Below are 20,461 nucleotides of genomic sequence, written 5' to 3'. Positions count from 1 at the left end.
CGCGGGCCCGCTCCCCGGCGGTCAGCGCGCGGGCTGCGCGGCCGCCTCCCGGCGCGCCGGGTAGAGCGCCACGGAGCGCAGCTCCACGGCGGAGCCCGCCTGGCCGCGCCACGCGAGGCGCAGGCGGTCGAACGCGGGCGCGCCCTGCCCCGCGTCCGCCGGCAGCGGGACGCGCAGGCCCGCGGGCCCCCGCTCCCACTGCCGCACCGGCGTCTCCGGGACCAGGGGCTGCCAGGCGCCGCCGGCGGCCTGCACCTCCACGGCCAGCCGCAGGTCCTCGCCACCGCCCTCGGCCTGCACGATGAGGGCGTCGAACGCGCCCGCGCGCGCGCCCAGCTCGGCGGGGGAGAGCACGGCGGCGCGGCCCTCGCCGCCCAGCGGCAGCCGCAGCCCGTCCGCCGTGGCCGACGCCCGCGCGCCGCCGTCGGCCTGCCACTGGTCGGCATCCCGGTGCATGCCGGCGCCGAAGGTCCACAGCCGTGCGCTGCGGGGCAGGTCGTAGCGCGACATCATGAATTGCTGGATGGCCTGCTCCAGCGGCGTGCGGCGCAGCGAGGTGTAGCTGACATAGCCCGGGCTGCCCGCGGTCTCGCCCGGGCTGCCGTTCCAGGCCATCGGGGAGATGAAGCGCGCGCCGTAGTTGGCCACGTCCCGCAGGGAGCGGTAGGCCTGCTCGTAGGTGGCCATGCGCTGCGGGTGCAGCAGGTCGGCCGTGTTGTATTCGACCACCGCCCATTCCGGGCTGTAGCGCCGGAACTCGGCGAAGAGCGATGCGCTGCCCTCCATGCGGATGGCATTGAGGGCGCTGTTGCCGTAGATGATGGCCCCGAGGCGGCCCTCCACGGGCACGGAGCCCTCGATCGACATGCCGCCCGAGTCGTAGTTCTTGGCCGGGCTGTCCAGCCGCACGGGGAACGGGTCGATCAGCTCGCCCGGGGGCATGAAGCCCTGCGAGGAATAGATGCGGCCGGCCGGCACGCCAGTCTGCGCGACCCACTGCGACAGCTCGTCGTAGTGCAGCTTGACCAGGTGGCGGCGGAAATGCTCCCACTCCTGCGTCCACGGGTCCTTCCAGAACTGCGACATCTGCGTGGGGAACTCGCGCGGCGGGTCCACCTCGTCCCAGGAGGCGTGGCGCTTGCCGGTCAGCCGGCCGACCTCCTCCAGCGTCAGCGCGCGCGGGCGGCGGTAGGCGGAGAGGTCGGGCACGCCGGCGCCGCCCGCGCCCGCGTAGGGGCCCGTGCCGCGCAGCCAGTCGCGGAACTGGCGCAGCGTCTGGGGGTTGTAGTCATACCACTGGCGCCCCTCGAAGAACGGATTCACATAGACGTCCGGGTCCAGGTTGACCCCGATGAAAAGGTCGGGGTGCTCGGCCGCGAAGCGCTGGATGAGGGCCGACGCCTGCTGCAGGTTGCGCTTCTTGTAGAAGCGGGCGCGCTCGGCGAACACGTTCAGGCTCAGGGAGCGCCCGAGCTCCGGCGATTCGAACGAGCCGGGCTGCGCGGCCAGCGCCGTGTCGGGCATGACCTGGTTCTTCTCGTTCCACTGGCACAGGCTCTCGTCCTGCTCCAGCACGTCGTTGATGTCCCACTGCGGCGCGTCGCAGGGGGCATCGGCCCAGAACCCCGCATTGAGCGTGAACAGCACGGGCATGTTCTGCTCGACGGCGAAGCGCATCACACGGTTCAGGCTGTCCTCCGCGATGAAGCGCTGCCCGCACTTTTTGTCCGGCACGAAGTCCGGATCGAAGGCGTAGTCGCCGCTGGCGCCGGTAGTGGTGCGCATATAGAGGATCTGCACGCGGATGCCGGCCTTGACCGTGCGGCTCTCGTAGGGCGCATAGGTCTCGCGGATGCCGTTGGCGCCGCCCTCGCCCACGTGGCTGGTGGCGATGGGGAAATAGAACACGTCGTCCCGGTCCAGCTCGCGCCCCTGCCGGGCGGCCTGCCAGCGGGTGGGGTAGTCGTCCGGGAACAGGGACTGCCGCAGCAGCGTGGTCTTCAGCCCCTTGCGGTCCACGGCCACGATCTCGACGGAGCTGACGCCGCGGGTCAAGCCCTGGATGACGACGTCGCCGCCAAAGCCCGCCGCCACCGAGCCGGGCAGTTCGGGATGCACGGCGCCGACGTCCGGGCGCGGCTGCCCGTGGGGCAGCAAGGCCTGCGACTGGCCGTTGACGAACACCTCCACGCTGCGCACGCCGTCCGGGCTGAGCGCCCAGCCCCGCACGTGCAGCGCGCCGCCGGGCGACTGCCGGAACGCATCCACGTAGCCGATGGCGCGCCCCGCCGGCACGGCAGCGGGCGCGGGCGCCGCGGCGGCCACGGCCCGCAGCTTCGTGCGGGCCCAGAGCCCGCCGCCGCCCGCCATCGCGGCCAGCACCACCAGCGCCAGCGCGCCCCCCAGCCAACGCCCCGCCCGTGCCCCCCGCCGTCCGCGCCCCTTGGTCTCATCCATGCATTGCCGGCGCGCCACGCGCCCCTCCGTGTTGTGTGCCATGACGGCCGGTATTCTCGGGCATGAATTCATGCGCATTCGGCAAGAGTTCATGCATGCCGCGCAAAGGGTCGGGTGGCGTTCATACCTTCGATAACGAAGGGGATCACCTCGGAGTGAAAGATTTGAGGATTGTTGAGAAATCCTCCGCCCGGGTTTCTTAGGATCGCCCCCAGCCAGGCCCAGCCGGGTTCCATGGCACCACAGATCAACAACCTCCAGGGGGAACCATCATGCAATTCTTTCACCGGCTCAAGATATCCACGCGGCTCGGCTGGCTGCTCGCCGCACTCTGCCTGCTGGCGGCGGGCGTCGGCGCGGCGGGGCTGCTGGGCATGGGCAGCTCCAACGCCGGACTGGTCACCGTCTACCGCGACCGCGTCGTGCCGCTCCAGCAGATCAAGATGGTGGCCGATGCCTACGCGGTCAACGTAGTGGACACGGCCCACAAGGTGCGCGACGGCGCCATGACGCCGCGGCAGGGGCTCGACTCCATCGCCGCCGCGCGCAAGGACATCGAGACGCAGTGGAGCGCCTACCTGGCGACCGACCTGCACGCCGAGGAGCGCCGCCTGATCGGCGAGTTCCAGCCGCTGCAGGTGCGCGCCGACGCCGCCGTGCAGACCCTCGAACACCTGCTGCGCGCGCAGGACATCCCCGGGCTGACGGCGTTCGCCGCCCGGGAGATGTACCCGGCGCTGGACCCGCTGCAGACGGTGCTGGCCACGCTCACGCAGGTGCAGCTCGACACGGCGCGCAACACGTACGAGGCCGCCGAAGTCCAGTACCACGAGACCCGCACGGGCGTGATCGCCGCCGTGCTGGCGGGCGTGATCGTGGCCATCGGCTTCGGCATGCTGGTGGTGCGCGGCATCCTGCGCGAACTCGGCGCCGAGCCCTCAATGGCCGCGGCCGTGGCCCGCAGCGTGGCGCAGGGCGACCTCACCATCGCCATCCAGACGCGCCCCGGCGACGCGACCAGCCTGATGGCGCAGCTGCGGCGCATGCGCGACCAGCTCGCCGCCATGGTGGCGGCCATCCACGAGAGCGCGGAGAGCGTGTCCTCCGCCGCGCTGCAGATCGCGCAGGGCAACAGCGACCTCTCGGCCCGCACCGAGGGCCAGGCCGGCGCGCTGCAGCAGACCGCCGCCTCCATGGAACAGCTCAACGGCACCGTGCGCCAGAACGCCGGCAACGCCCTGGAGGCCGACCGCGTGGCCCAGGCGGCCTCGCGGGTGGCGGCGCAGGGCGGCGCGGTGGTGGCCGAGGTGGTGAGCACCATGCAGGACATCAACGACAGCAGCCGCCGCATCGCGGACATCACCGGCATCATCGACACGATCGCCTTCCAGACCAACATCCTGGCGCTGAACGCGGCCGTGGAAGCCGCCCGTGCCGGCGAACAGGGCCGGGGCTTCGCGGTGGTGGCGGCCGAGGTGCGCCAGCTCGCGCAGCGCGCCGGGCAGGCCTCCGGCGAGATCAAGGGCCTGGTCACCACCAGCATCGAGCGCGTGACCGCCGGCTCCGCCCTGGTGGACCGCGCCGGCCAGACCATGGACAGCGTGGTGCGCTCCATCCAGGGCCTGTCGCAGCTGGTGGGCGATATCACCGCCGCCAGCCAGGAGCAGCGCCAGGGCGTCGAGCAGATCAACGGCGCCGTGAACGACATGGACCGCACGACCCAGCACAACGCGGCCCTGGTGGAAGAGATGGCCGCCGCCGCCGCCGCGCTGAGCCAGCGCGCCCGGGAGCTGGTCAGCGCCGTGGCCACCTTCCGCCTCCCGGGCGAGCGGCTGCTGGCCGGGCCCGCCACGCCGGTGGCGGCGGGCATGGCGCAGCGGCTGCTGCAGCACGGCTGAACGCCGGGGGATCGCCAGCCGGGGAATCGCCACGGCCGCGCGCCCGCCGGCAGGGCCCGCCCGCTACCCGCCCGGCTTGCGGCGCGCGCGCGGATGGGCGGCGTCGTACACCTTCGCGAGGTGCTGGAAATCGAGCCGCGTATAGACCTGGGTGGTGGTGATGTTGGCGTGGCCCAGCAGCTCCTGCACGGCGCGCAGGTCGCCGCTGGACTGCAGCAGGTGGCTCGCGAAGGAGTGGCGCAGCATGTGGGGATGGACGGGCGTGGTCAGCCCCGCGAGCTGGCTGCGCTGGCGCAGCCGCGACCAGATCGACTGCGCCGTGAGCCGCGCGCCGCGTTGGCCCACGAACAGCGCCGCATCGAGGCGCGCCGACTGCGCGCCGCCGAACGGCTGGGCGCGCACCGCCAGCCACGCGCGCAGCGCCGCGAGCGCCGCCGCCCCCACGGGCACGCCGCGCCGCTTGGAGCCCTTGCCGAACACGTGCGCCTCGGCGGCCTCCAGATCCACCCAGCCCCGGCCCTGGCGCTGCGTGTCCGGCCCGGGGACGGCATCGAGCCCCGCCAGCTCGCCCACGCGCAGGCCGCAGCCGTAGAGCAGCTCCACCATGGCCGCGTCGCGCGCCTCCAGCCAGGGGTCGGCGCCGGACGTGCCCTCGAACTCCGCCAGCCGCACCGCGTCGTCCACGCCCAGCGCCTTGGGCAGCGGCTTGGGCGCGCGCGGCGCGCGCACGCCCTGCACCGGGTTGTGGGGCACGAGGCCCTGGCGCAGCGCCCAGGTGAAGAAGCCCCGCCAGCCCGAGAGGATCAGCGCGATGCCGCGCCCGCCGCGCCCCTCGGCATGCATGCGGGCCACGAAGCGGCGGATGTGCGCGGGCTGCAGGCCGCGCAGCGGCGCGCCGGCCTCGTGCGCGAAGGCGGCGAGCTTGTGCAGATCGAGCGTGTAGAGCGTGACCGTGCGCGCGGCGAGGCGCTTTTCCACCCGCGCGTACTCCAGGTAGCGCAGCACGTCGGGGTCGAGCGGCGGTCCGCCGGCCGGGGGCCCGGAAGGCTCCGCGCCCGGGTGCGCGGGGGGCGGCGGAGCCTCCTCCGCAGGAAGAAGGCCGGACGGCGGCCGGCGCCCCGCTGCGCGCGCCATGGCCCGGGCTCAGCGCAGGCGCGAGAGCGCCGATCCGGCCAGCTCGGCCATGCGCGCGAGGAATTCGGTGCCCATGGTCGCATCGAAGCGATGCGGATCGGCCGAGCCCAGCACCAGCAGGCCGAAGGCCGGCGCGTCGCCGTCGAGTGCGCCCTCGCGCAGCGGCAGCAGCGCCACCGACTGCACCTGCGCCGCCTCGGGCAGCCAGCCCGCCGGCTCGAAGCCGAGGTTGGGGCCGCAGAAGGGCTGCGTGAGCGAGGTGGCGAAGGAGCGCGCATCGGCACTCGCGCCCTGGGCGAACGGCGCGCCCGCGTAGGGCGGGGCCAGCTCCCACAGGCGCAGGGCGGCCTGCGGCACGTCGAAGAGGCGGCGGATGCCCTGCTCCACCACGCGCGGCAGCGCCGCCGGGTCGCGGGCCTCGGCCAGCTCGCGCGTCCACTGGTGGATCTTCTGCGCGATGGCGGTGTTCTCGTGGCTGTGGCGCACCATCTCCATGATGCGCTGCTCCAGGCCCTTGATCTTCTCGCGCAGCATCTCGGCCTGGCGCTCCTGCAGGCTCACGGCGCGCTGGCCGTGCGGGCTGGTGAGCGTGACGCCGGTCAGCAGCTCGGCGTGGCGCTCGAAGAAGCCCGGGGTATTGGCGAGGAACTCGGCGATGTCCTCCTCGGTGATGGGCGGCACGGCGTGGGCGGGGGAATGCGGAGTGGTCATGGTGCGTCGGGAATGTCGATCTGGCCTTCGAAGACGGTGGTGGCCGGGCCGGTCATGAAGACCGGATCGGCCGCATCGCCGCTCCAGGCGATGGTGAGCAGGCCGCCGCGCGTCTGGACATCGACGCGCGCATCGAGCAGGCCCAGGCGGATGCCGGCGGCCACCGCCGCGCAGGCGCCCGTGCCGCAGGCGAGCGTTTCGCCCGCGCCGCGCTCATAGACGCGCAGCCGCACGCGGGCACGGTCCACGATCTGCAGGTAGCCCGCGTTCACGCGCTGCGGAAAGCGCGGGTGGCGCTCGATGGCCGGGCCGGTGCGCGCGACCGGGGCGGTGTCCACGTCGTCCACCAATTGCACGGCATGCGGGTTGCCCATGGAGACGATTGCTACCAAAAGTGGGGCAGACTCTTCAATGGAATCAGCGACCAGCGGCCACTTCTGCCCTGCCCCCTGCGCCACGGGCGCCAGGCCCGATGCGTCGAAGGGCACCTCTTCGGGCGCGAAGCGCGGGCGGCCCATGTCCACCGTGACGCGGCCGTCATCGGTGAGCCGGGGGGCGATCACGCCGGCCAGCGTCTGCACGCGGATGGTGTCCTTGGCCGTCAGGCCCTTGTCGCGCACGTAGCGCGCGAAGCAGCGCGCGCCGTTGCCGCACTGCTCCACCTCGCCGCCGTCGGCGTTGTGGATCACGTATTCGAAATCGATGCCCTCGGCCGGCGCGGGCCGCACGGTGAGGATCTGGTCGGCGCCGACGCCGAAGTGGCGGTCGGCCAGGAAGCGGTACTGCGCGGGCGTGAGCCCGAGGCGCCCCTGCGTCTCGTCGAGCACGACGAAGTCGTTGCCCGCGCCCTGCATCTTGGTGAAGCGGATCTGCATCCGCGCGATTATCGCCGCCGCGCGGCGCATGCCATGCCCCCGCGCCAGCGCGGACCGGGCGCCCGCGCGATGATGGCGCACGCGACCCTTCGCGTCCCTTCGCGTCCTTTTCCTCCGTTCATCTCCAGGAGCCCCGATGACCGACGACGTTCTTGCCGCCCATCCCATCACCCGCAAATGGCCGGCCCGCCACCCCGACCGGCTGCAGCTCTACTCGCTGCCCACGCCCAACGGCGTGAAGGTCTCGATCCTGCTGGAGGAAGCGGGCCTGCCCTACGAGGCGCACCTCGTGCGCTTCGACCAGGACGAGCAGAACTCGCCCGAGTTCCTCTCGCTCAACCCCAACAACAAGATCCCGGCCATCCTCGACCCGGACGGCCCCGGCGGCCAGCCGCTCGCGCTCTTCGAATCGGGGGCCATCCTGGTCTACCTGGCCGACAAGACCGGCCGCTTCCTCGCGCCGGCCGGCGCGCGGCGCTACGAAACGCTGCAGTGGCTGATGTGGCAGATGGGCGGGGTCGGGCCCATGTTCGGCCAGCTCGGCTTCTTCCACAAGTTCGCCGGCAAGGACTACGAGGACAAGCGCCCGCGCGACCGCTACGTGGCCGAAACGCGGCGCCTGCTGGGCGTGCTGGACCGGCACCTGGCCGACGGCCGCGCCTGGATGGCGGGCGACGACTACACCATCGCCGACATCGCCGTCTTCCCGTGGGTGCGCAACCTCGTGGGCTTCTACGGGGCGGGCGACCTGGTGGAGTTCGGGCGCTTCACCCACGTGCAGCGCGTGCTGGACGCCTTCGTGGCCCGGCCCGCCGTGGCGCGCGGGCTGGAGATTCCGGCAAGGGCCTGAGACCGCGCCCCGGCCCCGCCCGGGGCCGGCGGCCCTCCGCCCTCCTCACAGTCCGAGGGCGAAGCCGGCGAGTCCCGCGGCGACGATGACCGGAACGGCCCCCACCCGGTAGCGCATCAGCGCCACCGCGGCCGCCAGGCCGATGAGCACCGACGGCCCGTCGATGCCGCCGTGCAGCCCCTTCGGCCAGAAGACGTGCCAGGCGAAGAACACCGCCAGATTCACGATGACACCGACCACCGCCGCGGTGATGCCCGCCAGGGGCGCCGTGAGCCGGAGATTGCCGTGCGTGGACTCGATGAACGGGCCGCCCAGCAGGATGAAGACGAACGACGGCAGGAAGGTGAAGAACGTGACCACCGATGCCGCGACCGCCCCGGCGAGCAGCGGTGCATCGGGGCCGAAGAGGGCCTGCGTCCACCCGCCGACGAAGGCGACGAACGACACCACCATGATGAGCGGGCCCGGCGTGGTCTCGCCCAGCGCCAGGCCGTCGATCATATGGGCCGGCGTGATCCAGTGGAAGTGCTCGACCGCGCCCTGGTAAACATACGGCAGCACGGCGTAGGCGCCCCCGAAGGTCATCAGCGCCGCCTTGGTGAAGAACCATCCCATCTGCGCCAGGACGGAGTTCCAGCCGTACAGCGCCACCAGCCCCCCGATGGCCAGGAGCCAGAGCCCCGCTCCGGCGAGGAACACGTTGCGCAGGCGCCGCCAGGAGAACCGCGCATGGCCGGGCACGGGCGTGTCGTCGTCGATGAGCGCGGGGCCCCTCCCGTGGGCCGGCCCGGCCGCGGCGGGGCCCGCCGCCCGTGCTCCGAACGCCTCGGGACGCCATCGGCCCCCGGCATGGCCGAGCACGGCCGCCGCCATCACGATGAGGGGGAACGGCACATCGAAAGCGAAGAGGGCCACGAACGCCGCGGCGGCGATCGCCCCGAGCCAGCCGTTGCGCAGCGACCGCGCCCCGACCCGCGCGGCGGCCTGCGCCACGAGCGCCGTGACGGCCGGCTTGATGCCGTGGAAGAGGCCCGCCACCGCGGGCGTGTCGCCCTGGGCCATGTACAGCCAGGCCAGGGCGATCATGATGAACAGGGAGGGCAGGACGAAGAGCAGGCCCGCCAGGATGCCGCCCCAGGTGCGGTGCAGGAGCCAGCCGAGGTAGGTGGCGAGCTGCTGCGCCTCGGGGCCGGGGAGCAGCATGCAGTAGTTCAAGGCATGCAGGAACCGCCGCTCCGAAATCCAGCGCCGGCGGTCCACCAGCTCGTCGTGCATGAGCGCGATCTGGCCGGCGGGGCCGCCGAAGCCGATGAACCCGAGCTTCAGCCAGAAACGCAGGGCCTCGGAGAGGGAAACGGACGGGGGGCGCGGGGAATCGGCGGCGGAAAGCGGCACGGTGTCCATGGAAACTCCAATGAGCATTTCCAGCGCTTAGACGGGACACCGTCTACCCTTGCGGGACGGGAGGCTGTGTTCCCGAGGCGGCCGATTCTCCTCTTTTTCCCCTTAGAACGTGTTCACGATCTCGCAGGGGTCGCGTTGGAGCGCAATCGGGATGAGTGGATGCCTCGGATGCGCCGCATGGGCTCGTGCCCATGCCAGCATCGGGGGCGTTCAATCGCCCGATTTCGCTCCAACCCTTCGGGCAGTGGCGTGTGCGGGCGGTCTGCGGCGTTGCGGCGCTGGCCCATAGCCGGGCTATGGGCGGCGCACCGCGCCTTGCATCCCACCCGCACACGCCACTGCGCGACCCCTGGGAGATCGTGAACACGTTCTTAGGGGCCCGCTCCAGGCGCCACGCCCCGGCCTGCCGCCCTACTCCTCCGACGAGAAGCCCGAGGCGGCCACGACGGGGCCCCAGCGGTCGCGCTCCTGGGTGAGCTGGCGGGCGAACTCCTCGGGCGTGCCCGAGGCGGGCTCGAAACCGAGCTTGGCCAGCGCCTCCACCACGGCCGGCTCGCGCACCGCCTGCCGGGCCGCATCGGCCCAGCGCTCCACGGCGGCAGCCGGCGTGCGCGCGGGCAGGTAGAGGCCGTAGCTCTCCACGCCCTGGATGCCCGTGAAACCCTGCTCGGCGAAGGTGGGCACGTCGGGCAGGAAGCGCGAGCGCCGCGTGTCGCTCACCGCCAGCACGCGCACGCGGCCCGTGGGAATGTGCGGCAGGCAGTCGCCCACGCTGAAGCAGCCCGACGCGACCTGCCCGCCCATCAGCTCCTGCAGGCCCGGCGCGGCGCCCCGGTAGGGCACGTGCGTGAGGGCGATGCCCGCCGCGCTGGCGAACTGGCTGCCGATGAAATGCGGCATCGCGCCCGCCGCGGGAGAGGCATAGCCCTCGAGCACCGGGCGGCCCTTGGCCCATTCGACGAACTGGCGCAGCGTCCTGACCGATTCCGGCACCTTCGGGCCCACCATGAAGCCGCAGGTCGAGAGCGCCACCGGCGCCACGGGAATGAAATCGGTGGCGGGCCGGTACTGCAGGCGCTTGAACACGTGCGGGTAGATCGTGAGCATGGACGAGGGGCTGAGCACCAGCGTGAGCCCGTCGGGCGGCGCGTCCTTGAGCGCGGCGAGCGCGATGCGGCCGCCCGCGCCCGTGCGGGACTCGACCACCGTGGTGGCGCCGGTGCGCGCGCGCCAGCTCTCCGCGATGCGGCGCGCCACCACGTCGATCGAGCCGCCCGCCGGAAAGCCGACCAGGATGCGCTGCACGCCCTGCTGCGCCCGTGCGCCGCCGGCCATGCCCAGGCAGAGCGCGGCCAGCGCCAGGCCCGCGCCGCGCCGGTCGATGCCGCGTGCCGACGCGCTGCGGGACGGTGCCCGCGAGGAACTCGAATCCATGGTTGTCTCCTGTGGTGGGTCGAATGTGGTTGTGGCGAAGCCGCCCGGCACCGGGTACGGCGCGGCCCCGCGCCGCACGCCCGCCCCGGCAGCCCCGGGGGACATCAGCCCGGGAAGCCCGCGCTGGCCAGCCGCTCCAGCAGCGGCTGCAGCGCCGCCCCCTCGGGGCCCAGCGCCGCGATCAGCGCGGCATCGTGCGCCCGCACCCGGGCGGTGAGCGCCTCCAGGGCCTGCACGCCCTCGGGGGTGGCGTGCAGCGTCCAGGAGCGGCGGTCCTGCGGATCGGCCTCGCGCAGCACCCAGCCCTGCGTGTGGAGCCAATCCACCAGGCGCATGCCGCCGCTGCGGTGCAGCCCCATCGCCCTGGCCAGCAGGCCCTGGCGCAGGCCCGGATTGGCGATGACCAGCACCAGCGCCGCGAACCGCTGGGGGCTCACGCCCTCGCCCACGGCCTGCTGGAAATGCAGGTACAGCGCGTTCTGCGCGCGGCGCAGCGCATAGCCCATCAGCGTGTCCAGCACGCCGTAGCTCAGGCCCGGCAGCGGGCGCAGCTCGCCCTCGGGCGGGTCGTCGGCCCGGGCCGGCGCGGCATGGGGGCAGACGGGCGCCACGTTGCCCGGGCGGGCGCGGTCACCGCGGGTTTTTGCGGATCTGGTGGTTTGTTGCATGAGGCAACAATAGAACCGCGCATTGATCCCCGTCAAGCGGAAAGACCCGGAGACAACCCTCGCCATGACCGCCTCGCACACCCCCTCCCCGCCCCCCGCCACGCCGCACCCCCTGGACATCGTGATCGCCGGCGGCGGCATCGGCGGCCTCGCCGCCGCGCTGGCCCTCGCGGACCAGGGGCACCGCGTGACCGTCTGCGAAGCGGCGGCCCGCCCCCAGCCGCTGGGCGTGGGCATCAACCTGCTGCCCCACGCGGTGGCCGTGCTGGACAGCGTGGGCCTGCTGCCCGCGCTCTCGGCCATGGCGGTGCCCACGCGCGCGCTGGTCTTCGCCAACCGCCACGGCCAGCCCATCTACGAAGACCCGCGCGGCACGGAGGCGGGCTACAGCCATCCGCAGTTCAGCGTCCACCGGGGCGAGCTGCAGATGCTGCTGTGGAACGAATGCCTGCGCCGCCTGGGCGCCGACCGGGTGCGCGCCGGCACGCGCGTGGCGGGCTGCAGCCAGGACGCGGCGGGCGTGCAGGCCCACGCCGAGCTGGCGGGCGGCGGCACCGCCACCCTGCGCTGCGACCTGCTGATCGGCGCCGACGGCATCCACTCGGCCCTGCGCCGCCAGTTCCACCCGAACGAGGGCGCGCCCCGCTGGAACGGCATGATGATGTGGCGCGGCACCACCTGGGCCCGCCCCTTCCTGGACGGCCGCACCATGGTGCAGGCCGGCCACCGCCGCGCGAAGTTCGTCGTCTATCCCATCGCCCCGCCGCGCGCGGACGGCCTGCAGCTCATCAACTGGGTGGCCGACCGCCGCCTGCGCGAGGACGGCTTCGGCGGCGGCCTCGCGGCGCCCAGCCGCGAGGACTGGAGCAAACCCGGCTCGGTGGACGACCTGCTGCCCACCTTCGGCAGCTGGCGCTTCGGCTTCATCGACGTGCCCGGCCTCATCGCCGAAGCCACGCAGATCCTGGAGTGGCCCATGGTGGACCGCGACCCGCTGCCACGGTGGCGCCAGGGCCGCGGCGTGACGCTGCTGGGCGACGCGGCCCACCCCATGTACCCCATCGGCTCCAACGGCGCCACGCAGGCCCTGCTGGACGCGCGCGCCATCGCCGACGCGCTGGCCGCACACCCGCTCGACCTGCCCGCCGCGCTCGATGCCTACGAGGCCGGCCGCCGGCCGATGACGGCGCGCATCGTGGAACTCAACCGCGCCGAAGGGCTGGACGCCATCCTCGACATGGTGGAAGAGCGCGCGCCCGAAGGCTTCGAGCGCATCGGCGATGTGCTCGACCCCGCCGTGCTGGCCGACTGGGTGAGTGCGTACAAGACGGCGGCGGGGCACCGGCAGACGCCGGTGGCGGAGCCCCATGCCTGAAAACGTGTCCACGATCTGAGCCGGGGCCCGCGCGGCCCGGGGCTGCCGATAATCCCCCGATGCCCCGCCCCTCCCAACAACTCCACCCCCACCGCGAACCCGCCGCCCCGCGCGCGGCGGCCACCGTGCTGCTGCTGCGCGACGCGCCCGGCGGCGCGGGCGTCGAGGTGCTCATGACGCGGCGCTCGCCCCATGCGAGCTTCGCGCCGGACGCCTACGTGTTTCCCGGCGGCGCCATCGACGCATCGGACGCCGATGCCGCCACGCACGCCCGCGCCGACCGGCGCGCCGGCCAGGACGCCGGGCAGGTCACCCAGGCCGTCGCCGCCCTCCGCGAGAGCTTCGAGGAGCTGGGCGTGCTGCTCGCGCGCCGCGCGGACGGCCGCTTCGCCAACGCCGCCGACATCGCGGCGCTGGACCGCCATGCACCCTTCGCCGCGCAGTGCGCCGCGCGCGGGCTGCGCCTGGCCGCCGACGCGGTGTTCCCGCTCGCGCACTGGACGGCCGACCGCGATCTGCCCAAGCGCTTCGACGTGCCGTTCCTCGTCGCGCGCATGCCGCAGGGCCAGGAGCCCGTGGCCGACGAGGCCGAGCAGTTCGAGCCCGTGTGGGTGCGCCCCTGCGACGCGCTGGAACGGCACGCGGCCGGGCGGTTCCTCATGATCTTCCCCACCATCCGCACGCTGGAGCGGCTGGCCGCCTTCGCCAGCGCCGACGCGGTGCTCGCCGCCGTCGCGCACGGCCGGCCGCTCTGGACGAGCTGCCCGCGCGCGGGCCTGCTCGCCGGCCGGGAGTCGCGCCACATGGAGCACGAGGCCCCGTTCGGCGAACTGGCCCTGGTGTGCCCGGACGGCCAGATCGTGCACCCGCTCGACTGGCAGTCGGAGCGCCCCGTGCCGCTGCTGCGCAACGTGCAGCGCCTCACCGCGCCCAACCCTGGCGCGATGACCGGCCCCGGCACCAACAGCTACCTCGTGGGCGACCCCGCCACCGGCCACATCGCCATCGACCCCGGACCGGCCGACGAGGCCCACCTGGAGCGCCTCTGGCACGCGGCCGGCGGCGACATCCGCGCCATCGTCTGCACGCATTCCCATCCCGACCACTCCCCCGGCGCGGCCCCGTTGGCCGATCGCGTGGCCGCGTCGGGCCGCCCTCGCCCGCCCGTGCTGGGCCTGCCCTCCGCCCCCACGGCGCGCGCCGCCAGCCGCTTCACGCCCGACCGGGCGCTATCGAATGGAGAGCTGCTCACGCTGAGCGGACGCCGACATGAAGGCGAAATAACCCATACTCTTGAAGTGATACACACCCCGGGCCACGCGGCCAACCACCTCTGCCTGCTGCTGCGCGAGGACGGCCTGCTCTTCAGCGGCGACCACATCCTGAACGGCAGCACCACCGTCATCGACCCGCCCGACGGCCACATGGACGACTACCTCGACTCGCTCGACCGGCTCGATGCGCTGTGCGCCGCACACGGCGCGGACTTCATCCTGCCCGCGCACGGCTACGCCATGGAGGACGCGCGCGGCGCGATCGCGCGGCTCAAGGCCCACCGCCTCGCGCGCGAGGCCAAGGTGCTCGCCGCCCTGCAGGCCCTGCCCGGGGGCAGCCCGGAGGACTGGGTGCGCCACGCCTATGCCGACGTGCCCGAGCGCATGTGGCCCGTGGCGCAGCGCTCGCTGCTCGCGCACGTGGAGCGCATCCGCGCGCTGGAGGCCGGCCATGCCTGAGCACCGCATCCCCACGGAACATTCCGGCACCGATGACGGCATGCGCCTGTCCCGGCGCGTGGCCGAGCTGCAGGGCTGCTCGCGCCGCGAGGCCGAATGGCTCATCGAAGGCGGCTGGGTGCAGGTGGACGGCCTCGCGGCCGAGCTGCCCGGCACCCGCGTGCGGCCGGACCAGGCCGTGGCCGTCGCGCCCGGCGCGCGCGCGCAGGAGGTGCCGCCGGTCACGCTGCTGCTGCACAAGCCCGCCGGCTGGGCGGCCGGGCTGGACCAGGGCCCGGCGGGCGACCATCGGCAGGGCCGCGGCCAGGGCGCGCCCGATGCCATCGCCCTGCTGGAGCCCGGCACGCGCCATGCCGGCGACAGCCCGCCGGTGCGCGTGCTGCAGCGGCACTTCCGCCAGCTCGAATGCTTCACGCCGCTGGCCGACGGGGCCAGCGGGCTCGTGGTCTACACGCAGGACCGCCGCATGGCCCGCCGGCTGGCCGAGGACATCGAGACCCTGGAGCAGGAATGCCTCGCCACCGTGGAAGGCACGATCGCCGAGGGCGGCCTCGCGCGCCTGTGCCACGGGCTGGAATTCAACGGCCGGCCGCTGCCGCCCGCCAAGGTCAGCTGGCAAAGCGAGACACGGCTGCGCTTCGCGCTCAAGGGCATCCGTCCGGGGCAGATCCCCGCCATGTGCGAGGCCGTGGGCCTGCGGGTCACGGCCCTCAGGCGCCTGCGCATCGGCCGCGTGGCGCTCGCGAAACTGCCCGAGGGCCAGTGGCGCTACCTGCTGCCCTGGGAGCGGTTCTGACGCCCGAGGCCTGACCGCCCCTCGTCCACTATTAAAACAATAGCGCCATCCGCCCGTTGGATGGGCGCTACACGCCTGCGCACCCCCGTGCCGTGCCACCCTGCTGCGCTACACTGCCGGCCTCTTCGAGAGGTAGAGGTAGATCCATGGACCAGCACGTTGAGCCCCCCACGGGCCGCATGTCGTCATCGTTCGCATCGCACGGCATCGAGCCGCATCCGCTCCGGTTCACGGGCAGCGGGGGCGAATACTTCCGGGTGTGGATCGTCAACGTGCTGCTGGGCATCGTCACCCTGGGCCTCTACACCCCCTGGGCGCGCCGGCGCACCGCGCAATACTTCTACGGCCACACCTTCGTGGCCGGCAGCCCGCTCGAATTCACCGGGCAGCAGCGCCGCATGGTCTTCGGCTTCGTCGTGCTGCTGGGCCTCACGGCTGCCTACCAGATCGCCGCGCGCTCGGGCCAGGACGCGGCCGTGGGCCTGTTCATCCTTGCGGGCGCGGCCCTCTCGCCGCTCATCTGGGGCAGCGCCATGCGCTTCCGGCTCGCCAACACCCGCTGGCGCGGGCTGCGCCTGCAGTTCACCGCCAACTGGCGCCAGGTCTACGCGGCCAGCTGGCCCGTGTTCGCCATCGCGGCCGTGTGGCTGGTGACCGTGTTCGGCCTGCAGGCCATCGCGCCGGAGCCCCAGCTCGGCGCCTCGGGCCGCAAACTCCCGCAGTTCACGGGCGCCATGGGGGGCCTGCTCGCGCTGGCCCTGCTGCTCACGGTGCTGTGCTTCATCCGCCTCGAATACAACTACCGCAGCATGCTGGTGCTGCACTCGCGCCTGGGCACCGAGCCGGGCCGCTGGAAACCCGTCTACATGGACTTCGTGAAGGTGTGGCTCGCCACGGTGGCGGTGTTCATCCTCTCCGTGGTGCTGATCGGCGCGCTCCTGGGCGTGGCCTTCGGCGGCTCGTGGATGCTCATCGCCGGCAAGGCGCAGCGCCTGGGCCTGTGGCTGTTCGTCTTCATCGTCGCGGGCGTCTTCCTTTTCGGCTTCCTGATGCTGCTGGCCTCGGCGCCGGCCCGGGCCTACCGCGAGGCCCGCATGTTCCAGCTCACCTGGAACCAGATCGGCGTGAGCCACGTGGCCCGCTTCAAGTGCAACCTGCGCGCGGGCCGCTTCGTAGGGCTGAGGATCAAGAACTTGGCCCTCACGCTGCTCACGCTCGGCTTCTACCGCCCCTTCGCCCGCGTGAGCGAATACCGCATGAAGCTCGAATCCGTCACGCTGCACGTCAAGGGCGGCGTGGACCAGGTGGCGGGCCAGCTCGTGCGGCAGCAGCAGGGCGGCGTGGGCGACGCCCTCGCCGACGCGGCGGGGCTGGACCTGATCGGCTGACCCTCCCTTGGCACCGGCCCGCACGCCCTCCCCGCACGCCGGCCCGGCGGACCCGGGCCTGCCCGTGCCGGCGCGCTGGTTCGACGGCCTCGGCAGCCAGGGCCGGGCCGTGCTGGCCACCATCGCGGCCGGCGCGCGCGGCCCCGTGCTGACGCTGCACCCCCTCGACCCAACCGGCGCCGCGCCCGTAACCTTCGCCCACGGCGAGGTGGACTGGCCCGAGGCCTGGAACCCGCGCAACCCGCCACCCCGGCTGGTGGTGGACCTGGGCGAGCGCGGCAGCCTGGAAGTGGCGGGCGACGCCATCGCGCGCTGGCATGGCGCGCTGCAGGCCGCGGGCCACCGCCCCGGCATCGCGCAGCGCATGCAGACCCGCTGGACCGCCTTCGCGGTGGTCCTCTTCGCCTCGGTGCTCACGCTGGCCCTCTTCTACCGCTACGGCACGCCCTGGCTGGCGACGCAGCTCACGCGGTACGTTCCACTCTCCTGGGAAACCACCCTCTCGCAGCAGACGCTGGAGAGGATGGACGACGGCACCCTGAAGCGCTCAGGCCTGACGGCGGAGCGCCAGGCCCAGCTGCGCGCGCGCTTCGACGCGCTCGTGCGGGAAATGCCGCCGGCCACGCAGCGCTATCCGGACTACCGGCCGGTGCTGCGGCTCGAATTCCGCAAGGGCCTGGGCGCCAACGCCTTCGCGCTGCCCGGCGGCACCGTGGTGATGACCGACGGCCTCGCGGAGACGGCGGCCCGCCGGGGGCTGGGCGACGACGCGCTGATCGGCGTACTCGCCCACGAGATCGGCCACGTCGTGTACCGGCACACCACACGCACGGTGGTCGAGCAGGGCGTGCTCAACATCGGCCTGGGGCTGGCGCTCGGCGACGTCTCCAGCCTGCTGTCCACGGGCGGCGCGCTGCTCACCGGCATGGCCTACAGCCGGGCGCACGAACGCGAGGCCGACTGCCACGCCATCGCCCTCATGGGCCATGCCCGCCTGCCCACCGCCCCGATGGCCGACCTGCTGCTGGCGATCGCGCGCGAGCAGCACGAGAAAGAAGCGCGGGAAGAGGCTGGAAAGCCCCGCGGGCCCGCCAGCGACGCGTCGTCTCCGGCCGCCCGGCCGCCGCAGGATTCGGGCAGCGGGCGCCTGCTGTCGCTGCTCGCGACGCACCCCGATACCGAGCAGCGGGCCGCCGAGCTGCGCGCCGGCCACGCGCCGCACTGCGAGCGCCCTTGACGCCCGAGCGGAGCCGCCCGCAGGATGTTCATTCAAAAGTGTGAAGCGCGCCGATAAGCCGGATTCTGTGCATGCGGTTGCCCGCATGTGACCGCCATTACTCTGGGCCAGGGGTCGCCCACCCGGCTCGATGCTACCTACCCGCCAGCTCCGCGGAACCACGTCAACGCTGGCCTACTTGGTATTGCTGCGCGTAGAGATTGCCCGTTTCACCCCGGCTGGTCTGCCTTGCGGCACTCCCGCCGGACTCGTCTCTGTTGCTCTGATCCTCACCTCGCGGTGGGCAGCCGTTAGCTGCTACGCCGTCCTGTGCAGTCCGGACGTTCCTCCAGTGCCTGGTTTCCCAGATCGCACCAGCGGCGGTCTGGCGCGCTTCACGGGCAGGATTATCCCTCACGTCCAGGGCCGGATGCCCCTGGCTTTGCGTCCACGCGGGTTCGGCCCGGCCGGGGCACTCGCCCCGCACGCGGCCCACCAGCGCATGAACACCGTCTTCGCGCGACCCGATCCCGCCCTGGCTGCTGCGGGGACCTCAGAAACTCTCCCACTCGCCGTTGCCGTTGCCGTTGCCGTTCGCCACGCTCTGGGCATTGGCGGAGACGAGGGCCTTCACGGGCTGCGGTGCGCGCGAGGAAGGCACGGCGGGCACGGCGCGTCTGCCGTTGTGCGCAGAGAGGTCGCGCGCGCTCGGGCGGGGGGCGCCTGCCACCGACACGGCGGACGGCGGCGGCGATACCCGCGGCGCCACCTCGTCAAGCTTGAACACGCCCACCGCCGCGACCAGCTGCTTGACCTGCAGGTTGAGGCTGTCGGCAGCGGCTGCGGACTCTTCCACCAGCGCGGCATTCTGCTGGGTGACCTGATCGATCTGCATCACCGCTTCATTGATCTGGCTGAGGCCGGAGGTCTGCTCGTGCGTGGCCGAGGTGATCTCCTGGATCAGGTTGCTGACTCTGCGGACCTGTCCGACGATGTCCTCCATGGACGTGCCTGCGGCGTTGACGAGCTGACCTCCGTTGGCCACTTTCTCCACGCTGTCGTGGATCAGTGTCTTGATCTCCTTGGCGGCTTCGGCGCTTTTCTGTGCGAGGCTGCGGACCTCGCTGGCGACCACCGCGAAGCCACGGCCCTGCTCTCCGGCCCGGGCGGCTTCGACCGCGGCATTCAGGGCCAGGATATTGGTCTGGAACGCAATACCGTCGATGACGCCGATGATGTCGGCGATCTTCCGCGACGACGTATTGATCTCCCCCATCATCGATACGACCTGTCCGACGACTTCTCCGCCTTTCTGTGCGGCATCGCTTGCCGACCGGGCCAGCTCTGCCGCCTGCTTCGCGGTGTCCGCACTGCTCATCACCGTGCTGGTCAGCTCTTCCATCGAGGCGGCCGTCTCCTCCAGGTTGCTGGCCTGTTCTTCGGTTCTTTGCGACAGGTCTGCATTTCCCGTGGCGATCTGGGTCGCGCCCACGGCGATGTTGCCGCTGCTGGCACGCACCGTCCCGACGACATCGCGCAGGGACGACTGCATCCTCTGCATGGCCAGCACGACACTGCCCGGCTTTGCGCGGGAGACATCGATGGGAACGGTGAGGTCTCCCCGGGCGATGGCGCCGGCCACCGAGGCGACATCCGCCGGCTCGCCACCCAGTTGACGCGTCAGCCCGCGCGTCAAAAGCACGCCGATGGCGATGCCGAGAGCAACACCACCGACCGTGAGGCTGATCAGGATCCAGCGCACCTGCTCGTAGATCTCGGTGGTCTGGTCGTTCAGCTCCCTGGCATTGGCCCTTTTGCGCTCGACCAGTTGCCCCAGCAGTTCGTCGGCCTTGTCCGCGATCTGCCGGACTTCATTCATTTTCGACACGGACACCCGCGTATTCGACAGCGCTTCGGTCTGCAGGAGCGCCAGGACCGCCTGAAGGCCCGCATCGTAGGCTTGCACGACCTGCTGGGTTTCCCGGACCCGGGCCTTGCCCTCTTCCGTCACGAAGAAACTCCCGGTCTTGTCCAGCTCCTCATGCATGGATTTCAGACTCGCCTGCACCGACGCCACATGCGCGCGCCGCTCATCCTCGGTGGTGGCGAGCACAGCGCTGCGAATGGCCCGGCTGGCACCGATCAATTGGATGTTTGCCTCGGATGCGTGGGACAACCCCACGATCTCGCGGAAATACATGAGGTCGGCCAGATCGTTGATCTCGCTGGAGCGAAGTATCCCGGCCGTTCCGATCAAGGCGCCGATCGCCGCCACCGCCAGAAACCCGGCGATGAGCTTGGTGCCTACCTTCAGTCGCTTGAACCATTCCATTTTTTTGGGCCTGTCTTGTTGGACAAAAGTTGTTGCATGCCGACGGCATGCGGGCCCACGCAATAGCTCATCCGTTGCACCACCTGCCCATCGAATCCAAAGGTGCGACAGAAAGAAATCGCCCCAGACCGCGATGGCCTTCGGCGCCCTGCCCCTCTTCTCCTACCAGAGATTTCAAATCTTAGCATTT

The 20,461-nt window shown here is 72.3% G+C and carries 15 protein-coding genes and 1 other RNA gene; 7 read left to right on the top strand and 9 right to left on the bottom strand.

From position 1 onward, the window contains the following. Window positions 1-21 precede the first annotated feature (21 nt). Window positions 22-2,499, bottom strand: a complete 2,478-nt coding sequence (locus AX018_RS02470) for a hypothetical protein (protein WP_245951399.1) — start codon at window positions 2,497-2,499, stop codon at window positions 22-24. A 230-nt stretch (window positions 2,500-2,729) separates the two neighbouring features. On the opposite strand from AX018_RS02470, the gene AX018_RS02465 reads away from it, so the two are divergent. Continuing rightward, window positions 2,730-4,355: a methyl-accepting chemotaxis protein gene (locus AX018_RS02465; RefSeq protein ID WP_111875734.1), complete on the top strand. Its 1,626-nt coding sequence runs from the start codon at window positions 2,730-2,732 to the stop codon at window positions 4,353-4,355. Between the two features lie 63 nt (window positions 4,356-4,418). Here AX018_RS02465 and AX018_RS02460 read toward each other — a convergent pair whose 3' ends face one another. Genes AX018_RS02460 through dapF form a run of 3 tightly spaced genes read right to left on the bottom strand, consistent with a single transcriptional unit; the run spans window position 4,419 to window position 7,075 of the window. Then, window positions 4,419-5,489, bottom strand: a complete 1,071-nt coding sequence (locus tag AX018_RS02460; protein WP_245951398.1) for a tyrosine recombinase XerC — start codon at window positions 5,487-5,489, stop codon at window positions 4,419-4,421. 9 nt (window positions 5,490-5,498) lie between these two features. Continuing rightward, window positions 5,499-6,200, bottom strand: coding sequence for a DUF484 family protein (locus tag AX018_RS02455; RefSeq protein WP_111875732.1), 702 nt, complete (start codon window positions 6,198-6,200; stop codon window positions 5,499-5,501). Beyond that, window positions 6,197-7,075: a diaminopimelate epimerase gene (dapF, locus tag AX018_RS02450; RefSeq protein WP_111875731.1), complete on the bottom strand. Its 879-nt coding sequence runs from the start codon at window positions 7,073-7,075 to the stop codon at window positions 6,197-6,199. The genes AX018_RS02455 and dapF overlap by 4 nt, the downstream gene beginning before the upstream one ends. A 136-nt stretch (window positions 7,076-7,211) precedes the next feature. On the opposite strand from dapF, the gene AX018_RS02445 reads away from it, so the two are divergent. Beyond that, a complete protein-coding gene (locus AX018_RS02445) occupies window positions 7,212-7,925 on the top strand; it encodes a glutathione S-transferase N-terminal domain-containing protein (RefSeq protein WP_111875730.1) in 714 nt (237 codons plus the stop codon). A 45-nt stretch (window positions 7,926-7,970) separates the two neighbouring features. On the opposite strand, the gene chrA is transcribed toward AX018_RS02445, so the two are convergent. The 3 genes from chrA to AX018_RS02425 all read right to left on the bottom strand — a co-directional run bounded on the left by chrA (window position 7,971) and on the right by AX018_RS02425 (window position 11,431). After that, a complete protein-coding gene (chrA, locus tag AX018_RS02440; RefSeq protein ID WP_111875729.1) occupies window positions 7,971-9,329 on the bottom strand; it encodes a chromate efflux transporter in 1,359 nt (452 codons plus the stop codon). Window positions 9,330-9,740: 411 nt separating this feature from the next. Then, entirely contained in the window at window positions 9,741-10,763 is a 1,023-nt protein-coding gene (locus AX018_RS02430; protein WP_111875728.1) for a Bug family tripartite tricarboxylate transporter substrate binding protein, read from the bottom strand. Window positions 10,764-10,867: 104 nt separating this feature from the next. After that, window positions 10,868-11,431 carry a MarR family winged helix-turn-helix transcriptional regulator gene (locus AX018_RS02425; RefSeq protein ID WP_111875727.1) on the bottom strand — a complete coding sequence of 188 codons (564 nt, stop codon included), beginning with the start codon at window positions 11,429-11,431 and terminating at the stop codon, window positions 10,868-10,870. 64 nt (window positions 11,432-11,495) lie between these two features. On the opposite strand from AX018_RS02425, the gene AX018_RS02420 reads away from it, so the two are divergent. From AX018_RS02420 to AX018_RS02400, 5 genes are all read left to right on the top strand, one after another. Next, entirely contained in the window at window positions 11,496-12,806 is a 1,311-nt protein-coding gene (locus AX018_RS02420) for a flavin-dependent oxidoreductase (RefSeq protein ID WP_111875726.1), read from the top strand. Between the two features lie 59 nt (window positions 12,807-12,865). After that, window positions 12,866-14,539 (top strand): MBL fold metallo-hydrolase, encoded by a 1,674-nt coding sequence (locus AX018_RS02415; protein WP_111875725.1) that lies wholly within the window; start codon window positions 12,866-12,868, stop codon window positions 14,537-14,539. Then, window positions 14,532-15,335, top strand: a complete 804-nt coding sequence (locus tag AX018_RS02410; protein WP_111875724.1) for an rRNA pseudouridine synthase — start codon at window positions 14,532-14,534, stop codon at window positions 15,333-15,335. Before AX018_RS02415 ends, AX018_RS02410 begins: the two co-directional genes overlap by 8 nt. A gap of 146 nt (window positions 15,336-15,481) precedes the next feature. Next, window positions 15,482-16,723 carry a YjgN family protein gene (locus AX018_RS02405; protein ID WP_111875723.1) on the top strand — a complete coding sequence of 414 codons (1,242 nt, stop codon included), beginning with the start codon at window positions 15,482-15,484 and terminating at the stop codon, window positions 16,721-16,723. A 7-nt stretch (window positions 16,724-16,730) separates the two neighbouring features. Next, window positions 16,731-17,960 carry a M48 family metallopeptidase gene (locus AX018_RS02400; RefSeq protein ID WP_111875722.1) on the top strand — a complete coding sequence of 410 codons (1,230 nt, stop codon included), beginning with the start codon at window positions 16,731-16,733 and terminating at the stop codon, window positions 17,958-17,960. 38 nt (window positions 17,961-17,998) lie between these two features. On the opposite strand, the gene rnpB is transcribed toward AX018_RS02400, so the two are convergent. Further along, an RNA gene (gene rnpB, locus AX018_RS02395) (RNase P RNA component class A) lies at window positions 17,999-18,336 on the bottom strand. A gap of 156 nt (window positions 18,337-18,492) precedes the next feature. After that, window positions 18,493-20,271 (bottom strand): methyl-accepting chemotaxis protein, encoded by a 1,779-nt coding sequence (locus AX018_RS25875; RefSeq protein ID WP_111875721.1) that lies wholly within the window; start codon window positions 20,269-20,271, stop codon window positions 18,493-18,495. Between the last annotated feature and the right edge of the window lie 190 nt (window positions 20,272-20,461).

This window comes from Paracidovorax anthurii, assembly GCF_003269065.1.
GTDB classification, from domain to species: domain Bacteria; phylum Pseudomonadota; class Gammaproteobacteria; order Burkholderiales; family Burkholderiaceae_C; genus Paracidovorax; species Paracidovorax anthurii.
This window is presented reverse-complemented; position numbering and strand designations above follow the sequence as displayed.

Bases quoted from the DNA above. Each gene is read 5' to 3' on its own strand.
- dapF (WP_111875731.1), bottom strand. From the start codon at position 7,075: ATGCAGATCCGCTTCACCAAGATGCAGGGCGCGGGCAACGACTTCGTC.
- AX018_RS02470 (WP_245951399.1), bottom strand. From the start codon at position 2,499: ATGGCACACAACACGGAGGGGCGCGTGGCGCGCCGGCAATGCATGGAT.
- AX018_RS02415 (WP_111875725.1), top strand. From the start codon at position 12,866: ATGCCCCGCCCCTCCCAACAACTCCACCCCCACCGCGAACCCGCCGCC.
- chrA (WP_111875729.1), bottom strand. From the start codon at position 9,329: ATGGACACCGTGCCGCTTTCCGCCGCCGATTCCCCGCGCCCCCCGTCC.
- AX018_RS02430 (WP_111875728.1), bottom strand. From the start codon at position 10,763: ATGGATTCGAGTTCCTCGCGGGCACCGTCCCGCAGCGCGTCGGCACGC.
- AX018_RS02460 (WP_245951398.1), bottom strand. From the start codon at position 5,489: ATGGCGCGCGCAGCGGGGCGCCGGCCGCCGTCCGGCCTTCTTCCTGCG.
- AX018_RS02455 (WP_111875732.1), bottom strand. From the start codon at position 6,200: ATGACCACTCCGCATTCCCCCGCCCACGCCGTGCCGCCCATCACCGAG.
- AX018_RS02445 (WP_111875730.1), top strand. From the start codon at position 7,212: ATGACCGACGACGTTCTTGCCGCCCATCCCATCACCCGCAAATGGCCG.
- AX018_RS02465 (WP_111875734.1), top strand. From the start codon at position 2,730: ATGCAATTCTTTCACCGGCTCAAGATATCCACGCGGCTCGGCTGGCTG.
- AX018_RS02410 (WP_111875724.1), top strand. From the start codon at position 14,532: ATGCCTGAGCACCGCATCCCCACGGAACATTCCGGCACCGATGACGGC.
- AX018_RS02420 (WP_111875726.1), top strand. From the start codon at position 11,496: ATGACCGCCTCGCACACCCCCTCCCCGCCCCCCGCCACGCCGCACCCC.
- AX018_RS25875 (WP_111875721.1), bottom strand. From the start codon at position 20,271: ATGGAATGGTTCAAGCGACTGAAGGTAGGCACCAAGCTCATCGCCGGG.
- AX018_RS02405 (WP_111875723.1), top strand. From the start codon at position 15,482: ATGGACCAGCACGTTGAGCCCCCCACGGGCCGCATGTCGTCATCGTTC.
- AX018_RS02425 (WP_111875727.1), bottom strand. From the start codon at position 11,431: ATGCAACAAACCACCAGATCCGCAAAAACCCGCGGTGACCGCGCCCGC.